Below are 13,240 nucleotides of genomic sequence, written 5' to 3'. Positions count from 1 at the left end.
TTTGTAGGCCCTCATATTTTTCAGGGAAGAGATCATGACCAAGCTCACCGTCACCTCTGAGAGTTTCCGTCTGGCCGAGGTTTTTACCATCTCGCGCGGCTCGCGCACCGAGGCCAAAGTCCTGACCGTGCGCGCCACGGATGGCGATCTGATGGGCTGGGGTGAATGCGTGCCCTATGCGCGCTATGGTGAGAGCCTTGAGAGCGTCACGGATGAGATCATGGCCCTGCCCGAGGACATCACCCGCGCGACCCTGCAAGAGGCGCTTCATCCCGGTGCCGCGCGCAATGCGGTCGATTGTGCGCTTTGGGATTTGGAAGCCAAACGGGCCGGAAAACGCGTGTGGCAGATGTTGGATTTGCCTGCGCCGATCCCGATGATCACCGCGTATACGCTCTCGCTCGGCACGCCTGAAAGCATGCAGGCCGCCGCCGCCAAACATGCCCATCGCCCGTTGTTGAAAATCAAACTCGGCACGCCGGATGACATGGCCCGCCTTGAGGCGGTGCGTCGCGGTGCGCCGACATCGAAAATTATTGTGGACGCGAACGAGGGGTGGTCCGCCGAGGTTTATTCAGACCTTGCGCCGCATTTGGTGCGGCTTGGCGTGCAGCTTGTGGAGCAACCCTTGCCTGCGGGGCAGGATGATATGTTGGCAGAGATTGCGAGACCCCTTCCGGTCTGTGCCGACGAATCCTGTCATGATCGGGCGAGTCTCCCGGATTTGAAGGGCAAATACGATGTCATCAACATCAAGCTCGACAAAACCGGGGGGCTCACCGAAGCCTTGGAATTGCGCAATGCCGCAAGGGCTGAGGGCTATGGCATCATGGTCGGCTGTATGGTCGGGACCTCTTTGGCGATGGCCCCGGCGGTGATCGTGGCCCAAGGCGCGCGCGTTGTGGACCTTGACGGACCTTTGCTTTTGGCCGAAGACCGTGCCGAACCATTAAAATTCGACGCGGAGGGCGTTCACCCGCCTGTTCGCGCGCTTTGGGGCTAAACCCCGTCATTTAAGGAGATCATGATGACGCGCACCGTCTATGTGAACGGCGAATACTTGCCGGAAACCGAGGCCAAAGTATCCATTTTCGACCGCGGCTTCCTGATGGCGGATGCGGTCTATGAGGTCACATCTGTGATTGGTGGCAAGTTGATCGACTTTGCGGGCCACACCGCGCGTCTCGAACGCTCGCTGTCTGAGCTTGAGATGGGGTCTCCGGTCACCATGGACGAGCTTTTGGCGATCCACCGGGAATTGATCGTGAAAAATAACATCGACGAGGGCGGTGTCTATCTTCAGATCACCCGTGGTGCTGGCTCTGACCGTGATTTCGTCTGGCCGGACCCCGAAGAGGTGCCGGGCGGTATCGTGCTTTTTACCTTCGCCAAGCCGCTTTTGAATTCCAAAACCATGGATGAAGGCATCAAGGTGATCTCTGCCCCAGACCTGCGTTGGGGCCGTCGCGACATCAAAACCACTCAGCTTCTCTACCCGTCTTTTGCCAAGATGCAGGCGAAACGCGCCGGGTGTTCGGATGCGTGGCTGGTTGAAGATGGCTTTGTGACCGAGGGCTACGCCAACAACGCCTATATCGTCAAAGATGGCACGATCATCACCCGTCAACTGTCCAAGGACATTCTGCACGGCATCACCCGTGCCGCGATCCTGCGCTTTGCCGAAGAAGCACAGATCAAGGTCGAGGAACGCCCCTTTAGCATCAAAGAGGCGCAGGACGCGGATGAGGCGTTTGTGACCTCCGCGACCGGGTTCTCCCAGCCGGTGATCGAGATCGACGGCGCGATGATTGCCGATGGCAAACCGGGCCCGATCGCCAAACGCCTGCGTGAGATTTACGTCGAGGAGATGCTGAAAACCGCGATCTGATCCGGTTGACCAGATCGAAGAAAGCCCGCCAATTTGGCGGGCTTTTGTTTTTGGTATCTGGATCCGCGGTTCTGTCGAGATTACGCGCTGGTGATGTAATAGATGTCGGATGAGGCCAGCTCCGCGATGGTGACGCCTTGGATGATCGACACGGGCTCGCCATTGATGAGCAGTGTGACCCCTTGGCTGGTCTCCACCGCATCGGCGGTCACTTCCGCATCGGTGAGATCCTGAACATAGATGTTCAACGCGTCCTCGGCCGGATCGAAATCAGTGACCACAACCGGATCATCGCCGCTGACATAGCTTTGTTCGATGGCGTCCGCCCCTGTGCCGCCGGTGATGGTATCGCCATCATCGGTGAAGATCAGGTCATTGCCCGCGCCACCCAAAAGCACGTCAGGCGTACTGTCATCGTCATCCGCACCATAGATGATGTCGTTGCCGTCATCGCCCGCCAAGGTATTGGAGCCGAGGCGATCCAGAATAATGTCATCGCCGTCGCCGCCACTGATGTAATCATCTCCGGTCTCAAGGTATTGCGAGCCAGTCACGTCAGATGTACCCGAAGAGACGCCGGAATAATCGTTGCCCTCGCCCAAGAACAAATAGTCGTTGCCATAGCCGCCTTCGACCGAGTCATCGCCCTTGCCGCCATAGATCACGTCATCGCCACCATTGCCTACGATATAATCGTCACCCGACCCGGCATGGGCCCAGTCATTGCCTGAGCCAAGCGATATGGTGTCGTTGCCGTCGTAGGCCTGAACAAGGTCGTCGCCGCCATTGGTGACAATCTCTTCGCCGTCCATGGTGCCAATGACCTCCTCGCCCTCATCGGTGCCCTCGTAGGCATCGTCTGCCGGGTCCATTTCGACCGTCGTTTCCGGTGTGGGCTGTTCTGGCATATCCTCTAGAGGATCGTCGTCCGTCTCGGTCTCTGTGTCATCAGACGAGTCCCCGAGATCCAAAGCGTAAACCGCGCCGATCAGCATTGGCAAAGCAAGCAGTGCAAGAAGCATGTTCAAATCCTTGAGCTTGTAAAAATTCGGTGTTGGAAAAATCGAAAAACACCCCGCTCTGCTATTTCAGAGCGGGGTGTTTTGGTCAATAAACTATTAATATTACACTGGGTTACGCGCAACAATATCTCAAATTTCGCGGGATTGTTGCGCGGGGGAAAGCTATGATTTGTCAGCTTCGCCTACGTTTTCGGCAAAAGCCGTTTTGAAGGCGGCGTGTTGTTCGGCGCTTGCTTCTGTCTGAGTCTGGGCTTTCCAGTCCTCATAGGGCATGCCGTAATACAGCTCACGCGCCGCGTCTTTGCTCATTTCAATGCCGCGCTCTTGGGCGGCCTCTTGCACCCAGCGCGACAGGCAGTTGCGGCAAAACCCGGCCAGATTCATCATGTCGATGTTTTGCACATCGGTGCGTTTTTCCATCAAATGCGCGCGCAGGGTGCGAAAGGCGGCGGCTTCAAGTTCGATCATGGTTTTTGCGTCGATCTGGTCCATTTGACTTATCCTTTCACACGTTTTGCATAGGCGGTTTTGTTCATGTCGCGAACATCGACAGAGAGGCTGCCGACGCTGGGCAGCACGGTGTCCATCGCGTGCAGCACGATGTCGGACAATCGCGCCTTGGTGTCATCGGCGCGCCCGGCCAAAAGGTAGAGCGTGGCATGTGCAAAGGTCTGCGGTTCGGTTCCGATGTGGAAATAGGGCTGTGGACGGGCACGGATTTTCAGCGCGGGGGCGTTGATTTCGACGTCCAAAATCAGCGCGTCAAACACGGATTTACAGAGCAAATCCATGTCATAGCTGTCTTCTAAACCAGTGGAAAAATCAATCACGACATGGGGCATGGGTTACAATCCTGTTGCTTTGAGGGTCTCGGTCAAAATCGGTGCCAAAAGCCCCGCCCACCGGAGCTGATCCGCCTCAGTTTCGATCAGATCGGAGCGCAGTTCAATCAACAGATTGAGCCGCCCGTGTTTGAGCGCATGGATGTCAATCGCATCGCCGGGCAGGTGGCCATCATAGGGTTCGTTGTCGCCAATCACCAACCGTTCACCGCGCTGCTCAACCTCGGCTTTCAACGTCGGCGAAGCCTCCAGCGCCTTGATAAACGGATCGGTGAAGCGGCGATCATAGGCCGACAGGATGCCGACCTGCCACGGGCGGGGCGGGCGGCTTTTGAGTTGTGGCGTAAAGGAATGTATGGCGCAGATCACCACGTCGTCGCGCTGTGCGGCAAGCGTTTCATAAGCGGCGTGATAGGGGCGGTGATAGGCGATGATCCGGCGCGTGATCTCTGCGGTATCGGCGTGGCGATTGCCGGCAATGATCGTGCCATCATAGAGTTTCATCACCAAAGTCGGGTCGGTTTCGCCACGGTTCGGGTCGATCACAAGACGCGAAAAGTCGGTTTCGATGCTGGGGCTGTCCAAGAGCCGCGCCAATTCACGCGTGACCCCGCGCGCGCCAATGTCATAGGCAATGTGGCGTTTCATGTCGGAGGACGCGATGCCAAGATCGCCGCCCAATTCCTCAGGCACGCGGTTCGTTGCGTGATCACAGGTCACCAAAAAGCGGCCCGGACGATCCGCGCCAAAGATGTGAAATGGGGCTTTTTCGGTCATTTTAACGTCACCTTGCCATGTCATGCCCCCAATACGCGCTTTGATGGGAAAGGGCCAGTTGTGCCGCAAGGCCATTTGCGGCATAGAGGGGGTGGCCCGCCGCGAACCTACAAAAACCGAGAGGATTTAAGGCATAATGAGACGCCTTCGGAATGTGAAAATCGTGGCCACTTTGGGCCCCGCTTCCAATGACTATACCACCATCCGCGCGCTGTCAGAGGCCGGTGCGGATGTGTTTCGTTTGAATATGAGCCATGGCGATCACGAAGAAATCCGTGCCCGCCATGCGATCATTCGCAAGATCGAAACCGATCTTGGTCGCCCGATTGCCATTTTGGCCGACCTTCAGGGGCCGAAATTGCGGGTGGGTAAATTTGCCTCCGGCGCGCATGATCTGGAGGAGGGCGACAAGTTCCGCCTCGATCTGGACGCGGCGGATGGCGACGGCAAACGCGTACAACTGCCGCACCCCGAAATTTTTGCAGCACTCAAACCCGGCGCCTCGCTTTTGGTCAATGATGGCAAAATCCGCCTCACCGTCGAGGACTGTGGCGCAGATTACGCCAATTGCGTTGTGATGGTCGGCGGGACGATTTCGAACCGCAAAGGCGTGAACGTCCCCGATGTGGTGCTGCCGCTGGCCGCACTGTCGCCGAAAGATTTGAAAGACCTCGAATTCGTCTGCGAACTCGGTGTCGATTGGGTGGCCCTGTCGTTCGTGCAGCGTCCCGAAGATGTGCTTCAGGCGAAAGATCTGATCAAAGGTCGTGCCTCGGTTTTGGCGAAGATCGAAAAACCCTCCGCCGTGGAGCGGTTTGACGATATTCTGGCTGTCTCTGATGGCATCATGGTTGCGCGTGGCGATTTGGGTGTGGAACTGCCGGTTCAGGCCGTGCCGCCGATCCAAAAACGCCTGACGCGCAAATGTCGCGCCGCGGCCAAGCCGGTGATCGTGGCGACCCAGATGCTTGAGAGCATGATCGAAAGCCCGATGCCAACCCGCGCCGAGGTCTCTGACGTGGCGACCGCCATCTATGAGGGCGCGGATGCGATCATGTTGTCGGCGGAATCTGCGGCGGGGAATTACCCGGTCGAGGCCGTGACCACGATGAGCAACGTTGCCAAAGAGGTCGAAAACGATCCGGTCTACCGCGATGTTTTGGATGCGTCCCGCTCTGGCACCAAAAAGAAAACCGTGGCCGATGCTATGGTCTCCGCGGCGCGCGAAATCGCCGAGACCACCGAGATCAAAGCCATTGTGTGCTATTCCGAATCCGGCACCACGGCGGCGCTCACCGCGCGCGAACGGCCACATGTGCCGATCATTGCCATGACCTCGCGCCGGGGCACCGCGCGCAAGCTGTGCCTCTATTGGGGGATGCATTGTGTCATGACCGGCGAAGTCGAACGGTTTAAAATGGCCGTGGTCAATGCGGCGCGTGCGGCGCGGACCTCGGGCTTTGCCACAGAGGCCGACAAAATCGTCGTTATTGCAGGCATTCCGTTCAACCAACCGGGATCGACCAACATCTTGCGCGTCGCGCCCTGCGAGGAACGCTTGATTTTCAACACCGACCCCGAATAATGGCCACAGCGTAAGGCCTTTCAAAGGAACGGCATGATGGATACGGATCTTTTTCTTGTGCTGGGCACCGCGATTTGTGTGCTCGCCGTTCCGGCCTTTGTCAGTGCCTTTTCCGACAGCCGTCCCCCACGGGGGGCGGCGATCATGGTGATGATCGGAGGCGGGCTTTTGGTTGCCGCCGTCATCAAACACCCCGGCGGATATGCCATCAGCGACATCCCGGATGCCGTGATGCGGGTGATCGGGCATTATTTCTAAGCCCATCTGAAACTCAAGGCTTGCAAACACCCGAATTGGCCTGTACTTGCACGCGCTCATGGTGCGCGTCCGGCGAAATGGCATGCCGAGTCGCGCGTATAACCATCCGATCACTCGAATAAGGAGATGGAAATGCCAAAGATGAAGACAAAGTCGAGCGCTAAAAAGCGTTTCAAAATGACCGCCACTGGCAAGGTCAAAGCGGGTCAAGCCGGCAAACGCCACGGCATGATCAAGCGTACAACGAAATTTATCCGTGACGCACGTGGGACAACCACGCTCTCCGCACCTGATGCGAAGATCGTGAAATCCTATATGCCGTACAACCGTTAATAGGGAGACACAGATATGTCCCGCACCAAAGGTGGTACCGTCACCCACGCCCGTCACCGCAAAGTCATCAAAGCCGCAAAAGGCTATTATGGCGCGCGTTCGCGTAACTTCCGCACCGCCACACAGGCTGTCGACAAGGCCAACCAATACGCCACACGCGACCGTAAAGTCCGTAAGCGTAACTTCCGCGCCTTGTGGATTCAGCGGATCAACGCCGCTGTGCGTAGCCACGACGAGTCCCTGACATATTCCAAATTCATCAACGGCCTGTCCCTGGCTGGCATCGAAGTGGACCGTAAAGTCCTCGCCGATCTCGCCATCCACGAGCCGGATGCATTTGGGGCCATCGTCAATCAGGCGAAGGCCGCGCTCGCGTAAGCTCACTCCCACCGGAGTTGAATTATTTAGGAAGCCGCGGACCTTAGGGTCTCGCGGCTTCTTGTCTTTTGGGCCTCCCGTGATACCAAGCGGGGAATAAAGCGTTCCGCCATAAACCTGTTTCACGGGTTTATGGCGGAACGCCCACAACATTGATATGTCTGGCAGCGTCACGCCTTTCCCCTGTCTCAGGTTAAAGGCGTGACGCTTTAGGAAACAGAGGGTTCGGGATGGACGATCTGAAAAACAAATACCTCACCGCCATTCTGACGGCGGGGGACGAAGCCACGCTCGAAGACATTCGCCTTCAGGCCGTCGGCAAAAAGGGCGAAGTCGCTCTCAAGATGCGCGAACTGGGCAAAATGACCCCGGAAGAGCGCCAAGAGATGGGGCCGAAACTCAATGCCCTCAAGGACGAGATCAACTCGGCGCTGGCCGCCAAAAAGGTCGCGCTCGAAGATGCCGCTTTGGACGTGCGTTTGGCCGAGGAATGGTTGGACGTGACATTGCCGTCGCGCGCCCGTCCACAAGGCACCATTCATCCGATTTCGCGCGTTTCCGAGGAAATCTACGCCATCTTTGCCGATCTTGGCTTTGCCGTCGCAGAGGGCCCGCAGATCGAAGACGATTGGCACAATTTCGACGCGCTCAACATCGCGCCGCATCACCCCGCGCGCCAAGAGCATGACACGTTTTACATGCACCGTGCCGAGGGTGATGATCGCCCGAACCACGTCTTGCGCACCCACACCAGCCCGGTGCAAATCCGTTCGATGATCGACCAAGGCGCGCCGATCCGCATCATCGCGCCGGGTCGGGTGTACCGTTCGGATTATGACCAAACCCACACGCCGATGTTCCATCAGGTCGAAGGCATGGCCATCGACAAAGACATCTCCATGGCGAACCTGAAATGGGTGCTCGAAGAATTCTACACCGCGTTTTTCGGCACCAAGGTCAAAACCCGTTTCCGCGCCTCGCATTTCCCCTTCACGGAACCCTCCGCCGAAGTCGACGTGCAATGCCGCTGGGAAAACGGGTCTGTGACTGTGGGCGAGGGCGACGATTGGCTCGAAGTCTTGGGCTCCGGCATGATGCACCCGAACGTGTTGCAAGCTGGCGGCATTGACCCGAAACAATGGCAAGGCTTTGCCTTTGGCATGGGGATCGACCGCTTGGCGATGCTGAAATACGGCATCCCCGATTTGCGGGCGTTTTTTGACTCAGACCTGCGCTGGTTGCGTCACTATGGGTTTAGTGCGCTCGGCGTGCCGACGCTGGCTGGGGGGATTCACGGGTGAGTTTAGGCAGCAGAAAACTTGGTCAGGTAATTTCGAGAGTGCATAGAGAAGGGGATGGGCAACAAAAGTTCGCTTGGAGATCTTATCATCCTCAGTACGAATGCGACGAACTGGAAGAAACGTTATTAGATTGGACGCAAGACGAAGCGAGCAAAGTACGTTTAGCCTCACGTTTGGGGTACCTGAAATTCTCTACGCATGATGATGAGTGTGATCCAAGCGATGTGCCTGATGGGTACACAACCTATGTAACGATCACAGAAAAAGGGTATCAGTATTCGCTTCAGTACGGTCAAAACCTATGGACGCGAGTGTGGGTAGAAATCAATCGAAATGTAATTTCGATTGTTACCTCTGTGATCGCTAGCATCTTTGTTATGTTTGCTCTGAAATCTTTGGGGCTGAAATAATGACATTTGCTCTCACTTGGCTCAAAGAGCGTCTGGGCGCCGAGGACATAAAATGACCAACCCAAACGACAACATGGAAGACCTCCAAGTCACCTATCCGGGGGCGGGGACGTTTAAATTGGCCGACACGAAAGGCCGGGTTGAGCATCTCAACAGGTTGGTCGCGGCCAAACAAAAAACCGCCACCTGCCTGCCGTGGTCGGAGTTTGAAAACGACCAAGGTGCCCTGCCGCAAAAGGGTCGGTGTGACATCATCGCCAACTGGGACGGCAGCCCCGCCATGGTCGTGCGCACGGTGAGCGTGGAAAAGATCAAGTTCCGCCATGTGACCCCGCAACTGGCCATGGCCGAGGGTGAGGACAAAGACATAGACGCCTGGCGCAAACGCACCGCCAAGGCGTTTGGCACGAAAGGCGTGTTGGACCGCGACACGTTATTGGTGTTTGAAACATTTGAACTGGTCGAGGATTTGAGCGTCCGCTGACGCCCCCCTCCCATCGCAGGACACGCCCGCACAAAAGACAGCAGGCAAAGGAGATGACGACATGAAATTCACCCTCTCTTGGCTCAAAGAGCATCTGGAAACGGACGCCTCCCTTGACGACATCCTCTATGCGCTCACCGATTTGGGGCTTGAGGTCGAAGGCGTCGAAAACCCCCGCGATGCGTTGAAGGGGTTTAAATTGGTCAAGGTTCAAGAGGCCGTGCAACACCCGGACGCCGACAAGCTGCGCGTGTGCAAGGTCGAAACCGATGAGGGCATGACTCAGATCGTTTGCGGCGCGCCGAATGCGCGGGCGGGGATCACCGCCGTGCTCGCCAAACCCGGCATGTATATTCCCGGCCTCGACATCACCATTTCGGTTGGCAAAATTCGCGGCGTTGAAAGCCACGGCATGATGGCGTCGATGCGCGAGCTGAACCTGGGCGAAGATCACGATGGGATCATCGAGTTGGAGGGCGGCGAGATCGGCATGGAATTCGCCGATTATCTGGCCCAGACCGACCCGTCGAAAGTCGATCCGGTGATCGAGATTGCGATCACGCCGAACCGCCCCGACGCGCTTGGCGTGCATGGCATTGCCCGCGATCTCGCGGCGCGTGGCCTTGGCACGTTGAAGCCGCTTAAGGTGGAAACTGTGGAGGCCACATTCGCCAATCCGATCTCGGTTGAGATCACGGAGGCGGCCAAGGATGGCTGTTACGTCTTCGGCGGGCGCTATATTCGCGGCGTGAAAAACGGCCCTTCGCCGATGTGGTTGCAGGACCGTTTGACCGCCATCGGTCTGCGTCCGATTTCCATTCTGGTCGATGTGACCAACTTCTTCACCTATGATCGCAACCGCCCGCTGCACGTCTTTGACGCGGCCACGGTCAAAGGTGGTTTGGTGATTGATCGCGCCAAAGGCGGCGAAGAGCTTTTGGCCCTGGACGAGAAGACCTACACAATGCCCGAGGGCGCGATGTGTATTTTCGCGGGCGGCAAGGTCGAGAGCATCGGCGGGATCATGGGCGGCGAAGAGACCGGATGTTCCGACGAGACCGTGGATGTGTTTGTCGAGGCCGCCGTGTGGAACACGCTCGACATCGCCAAGGCGGGGCGTGCGTTGAAAGTCAATTCGGACGCGCGCTATCGCAATGAGCGCGGCATTGATCCGGCCTACAACATGCAGGCCCTCGATGATGCCACCGCGATGATCCTTGCGCTCTGTGGTGGCGAGGCCTCTGAGGTGGTTATGGCAGGTCGCGTGCCCGACGTGTCGCGCGCCTATCGCCTTGATACCGACCGGGTGCAAAGCCTTGTCGGCATGGACATCGCCCCCGCGCGTCAGGTCGCCATTTTGGAGAGTCTTGGCTTTGTCATGGATGGCGATATGGCCAAGGTGCCAAGCTGGCGTCCCGACGTGTTGGGCGAGGCCGATTTGGTCGAAGAGGTGGCACGTGTTGAAAGCCTCACCCACCTTGCGCCAAAGGCCATGGCACGCCCCGCCGGTGTCGCCAAACCGATCCTGACGCCGATGCAGGTGCGCGAAAGCTCTGTACGCCATCAAGCGGCGGCTTTGGGGTATAACGAATGCGTCACCTATTCCTTTGTCGATGAAAAATCCGCCAAACTCTTTGGCGGTGGCACCGATGCGGTGAAATTGGAAAACCCGATTTCCTCCGAGATGAGCCACATGCGCCCCGATCTTTTGATCGGCCTTTTGCAAGCTGCCGCACGCAATCAGGCGCGTGGCTTTGCCGATCTGTCGCTGTTTGAATGCGGCCCGGCTTTTCATGGCGGCGAGCCGGGTGAACAGCATCTGCAAGTGGCGGGGCTTTTGGTCGGAGCCTCTGGTCCAAAAGACGTCCATGGCGCACGCCGGGTGATGGATCTTTATGATGCGAAAGCCGATGCCGAGGCGGTTTTGGCCGCCATCGGTGCGCCCGCCAAGGCGCAAATCCTGCGCGACACCTCGCCGTGGTTCCACCCCGGTCGATCGGGCAAAATCTGCCTCGGTCCGAAAAAGGTCTTGGCGCAGTTCGGTGAATTGCACCCGAAAGTGCTCAAGGAAATGGGTGTCAAAGGCACAGCCGTGGCCTTTACCGTCTATCTCGAAGAGACACCTTTGCCGCGCGGCACCAAAGTGGCGCGTTCGGCGTTTTTCACCAATGACCTGCAAGCGGTCGAACGCGATTTCGCCTTTGTCGTCGACAAATCCGTCAACGCGCTGGATTTGGTCAATGCGGCGGCAGGCGTCGACAAGGTGCTGATCGAAGAGGTCCGCGTGTTTGACGAATTCATCGGTGGTTCTTTGGGCGAAGACAAAAAATCGCTGGCGATCACTGTGCGGCTTCAGCCTGTGGATGCGACGTTGAAAGACAAAGATCTCGAAGAGATTTCAGCCAAGATCGTCGCCAAGGTCGAAAAGGCCACGGGCGGCACATTGCGCGGCTGATCGTTTTGAAATGTGAGGAAAGCGGCGTCTATTCGGCGCCGTTTTTCAATTCGACAATCGCGTAGGGCACGTCGATGGTTTTCACGTCCTCGAACCGATAGGGCAGGATGGCGCTGTGTTCTGTGACCTTGGCGACAGTTTCCGGTGTGATGCCGTGTTCGGCCAAAACCGCCTCAGACCGCGCGATCATGTCGCCACCGACCAGAACCACGGCCACCGTGCCCGGCGCGGGGACGCGGTTGGGCAGCGGGGCGAGGGCTTGCCAGTCTGGGCGGTGATATTTCAGGTTGCCCACAAAGTAGTAATTGCCACTGATCACTGCGACAGGGCCCTCGGGCAGGTCTGCGGCAATGGCCTGGGCCAGGACATCCACCCGCATCGAATCTGATCCCGCACCGCGCAGTCTTGTATCGGCCATTGCGGCCAAGATCAGGACGGCCAAGGCAGCGCAAACGCCCAAAAGCGCGCGTTTCGTGCGCGGACCAAGGTTTTGCATGACCCAGATCATCAAGCCGATGGAGAGTGGCATCAACATCGGCAACAGCCAACGTGGCTGCACATCAGTGACGCCAAATGCGACTACGGCCAGTGCGCCAAATCCCAATCCGATCATCCCGGCCCGCATCAGCCAAAGGCTTACAGGCATCGCGGGGCCAAAGCGCAAAGCGGCGCGGCCTTGCGCCAAGCGCGCCCCGATGAGGACCAAGAGCAACAATGCCAGCGCTGCGAGCGTTTGAACGCCATATTCGACCAGACCCGCAAGCCATGTGGGCAGGGTCTCATATTTCGGCGGATAGTAGAATTTATAGGCCGAGGCCATGGTTTGATCCGAGTGCAGGATCATCCACGCCATCGGTGCGATGAGGATCAGGGCTGCGACAAGCCCGGTGTGCCAGAGGGTGCGCCACATCAATCGGGCTCTGATGCTTGGCACTGTAAGGGCGGATAGGAAAAGCGTCAGCGGGAAGAGCCAAAAGTTAAACTTGGCGATTCCGCCCAGCCCAAGGGCCACGCCAAGCGCAATAGGGTGCCATGGCTTTGGAGTCTCAATCTGACGCGCCATCACCCAGAAGGTCGCGGCCATCGTGGTCAGCATGGCGATGCTATGCGATCCGGCGCGCTGCCCTTCCCAGGACACATTGGGCAAGAGCAGCAGCGCAAGCGTGCCAAGGACCGCCGTTTGAGGTGGAATAACCCGCCGCAAACCATCAAAAAACAACGCATAGGTGACAAAAAGCAAGAGGTTCTTGGTCGCAGCGACTGCGAATGTATTGGCCCCAAACAGCGCAAACGCCCCAGCTTGGACCCAATTATAAAGCGGCGCTTGCGGCCCGTAACCCAAGTGGACCTCTTGCGCCATGACGAACATTTCGGCTTCATCAACCTCGAACGACCCGCCTAGGATCGTTCTAAGCACGGTATGGGCCGCGAAATAGGCGGCGATGATCCAGATGAAGAGCCGATCTTGCCGCATGGGTCCTCTGTCTCTGCGTTCGATGGGCGCGGA

Annotated in this window: 15 protein-coding genes; 10 read left to right on the top strand and 5 right to left on the bottom strand. The window is 57.8% G+C overall.

Annotated elements, in window-relative coordinates; all coding sequences use genetic code 11:
- Window positions 1–34 precede the first annotated feature (34 nt).
- Window positions 35–1,003 carry an N-acetyl-D-Glu racemase DgcA gene (gene dgcA, locus BLT54_RS10600; protein ID WP_074644724.1) on the top strand — a complete coding sequence of 323 codons (969 nt, stop codon included), beginning with the start codon at window positions 35–37 and terminating at the stop codon, window positions 1,001–1,003.
- Window positions 1,004–1,027: 24 nt separating this feature from the next.
- Complete coding sequence (locus BLT54_RS10595; RefSeq protein ID WP_074644721.1) at window positions 1,028–1,888, top strand: D-amino-acid transaminase; 861 nt, start codon at window positions 1,028–1,030, stop codon at window positions 1,886–1,888.
- Window positions 1,889–1,968: 80 nt separating this feature from the next.
- Here the strand turns inward: BLT54_RS10595 and BLT54_RS10590 are convergent, their stop codons facing one another.
- The 4 genes from BLT54_RS10590 to BLT54_RS10575 form a co-directional block, all read right to left on the bottom strand.
- Entirely contained in the window at window positions 1,969–2,910 is a 942-nt protein-coding gene (locus BLT54_RS10590; protein ID WP_074644719.1) for a calcium-binding protein, read from the bottom strand.
- Between the two features lie 162 nt (window positions 2,911–3,072).
- Complete coding sequence (locus tag BLT54_RS10585; RefSeq protein ID WP_425429331.1) at window positions 3,073–3,402, bottom strand: DUF1244 domain-containing protein; 330 nt, start codon at window positions 3,400–3,402, stop codon at window positions 3,073–3,075.
- 5 nt (window positions 3,403–3,407) lie between these two features.
- Complete coding sequence (locus BLT54_RS10580) at window positions 3,408–3,752, bottom strand: 5-carboxymethyl-2-hydroxymuconate Delta-isomerase (protein ID WP_074644717.1); 345 nt, start codon at window positions 3,750–3,752, stop codon at window positions 3,408–3,410.
- Between the two features lie 3 nt (window positions 3,753–3,755).
- Window positions 3,756–4,529 carry an N-formylglutamate amidohydrolase gene (locus BLT54_RS10575; RefSeq protein ID WP_074644969.1) on the bottom strand — a complete coding sequence of 258 codons (774 nt, stop codon included), beginning with the start codon at window positions 4,527–4,529 and terminating at the stop codon, window positions 3,756–3,758.
- 136 nt (window positions 4,530–4,665) lie between these two features.
- On the opposite strand from BLT54_RS10575, the gene pyk reads away from it, so the two are divergent.
- The 8 genes from pyk (at window position 4,666) to pheT (ending at window position 11,733) form a co-directional block, all read left to right on the top strand.
- A complete protein-coding gene (gene pyk, locus BLT54_RS10570; RefSeq protein ID WP_074644715.1) occupies window positions 4,666–6,114 on the top strand; it encodes a pyruvate kinase in 1,449 nt (482 codons plus the stop codon).
- Window positions 6,115–6,150: 36 nt separating this feature from the next.
- Complete coding sequence (locus tag BLT54_RS10565; RefSeq protein ID WP_074644712.1) at window positions 6,151–6,372, top strand: hypothetical protein; 222 nt, start codon at window positions 6,151–6,153, stop codon at window positions 6,370–6,372.
- Window positions 6,373–6,504: 132 nt separating this feature from the next.
- Window positions 6,505–6,705: a 50S ribosomal protein L35 gene (rpmI, locus tag BLT54_RS10560; RefSeq protein WP_009572394.1), complete on the top strand. Its 201-nt coding sequence runs from the start codon at window positions 6,505–6,507 to the stop codon at window positions 6,703–6,705.
- A gap of 15 nt (window positions 6,706–6,720) precedes the next feature.
- Window positions 6,721–7,083, top strand: a complete 363-nt coding sequence (rplT, locus tag BLT54_RS10555; protein WP_009572395.1) for a 50S ribosomal protein L20 — start codon at window positions 6,721–6,723, stop codon at window positions 7,081–7,083.
- 230 nt (window positions 7,084–7,313) lie between these two features.
- The gene (gene pheS / locus BLT54_RS10550) at window positions 7,314–8,384 is read left to right on the top strand and encodes a phenylalanine--tRNA ligase subunit alpha (protein WP_074644709.1); all 1,071 of its coding nucleotides are present in this window, start codon (window positions 7,314–7,316) and stop codon (window positions 8,382–8,384) included.
- A complete protein-coding gene (locus BLT54_RS22175; protein ID WP_143026794.1) occupies window positions 8,381–8,794 on the top strand; it encodes a hypothetical protein in 414 nt (137 codons plus the stop codon). The genes pheS and BLT54_RS22175 overlap by 4 nt, the downstream gene beginning before the upstream one ends.
- Before the next feature lie 52 nt (window positions 8,795–8,846).
- A complete protein-coding gene (locus BLT54_RS10545; protein WP_074644706.1) occupies window positions 8,847–9,278 on the top strand; it encodes an ASCH domain-containing protein in 432 nt (143 codons plus the stop codon).
- Between the two features lie 61 nt (window positions 9,279–9,339).
- Window positions 9,340–11,733: a phenylalanine--tRNA ligase subunit beta gene (pheT, locus tag BLT54_RS10540; protein ID WP_074644705.1), complete on the top strand. Its 2,394-nt coding sequence runs from the start codon at window positions 9,340–9,342 to the stop codon at window positions 11,731–11,733.
- Between the two features lie 28 nt (window positions 11,734–11,761).
- Here the strand turns inward: pheT and BLT54_RS10535 are convergent, their stop codons facing one another.
- Entirely contained in the window at window positions 11,762–13,207 is a 1,446-nt protein-coding gene (locus BLT54_RS10535; RefSeq protein WP_074644702.1) for an ArnT family glycosyltransferase, read from the bottom strand.
- Window positions 13,208–13,240 lie beyond the last annotated feature (33 nt).

Source organism: Celeribacter baekdonensis (assembly GCF_900102315.1).
Taxonomy (GTDB): domain Bacteria; phylum Pseudomonadota; class Alphaproteobacteria; order Rhodobacterales; family Rhodobacteraceae; genus Celeribacter; species Celeribacter baekdonensis.
The sequence above is the reverse complement of the archived record's forward strand: the minus strand, read 5'-3'. Positions and strand labels throughout refer to the sequence as shown.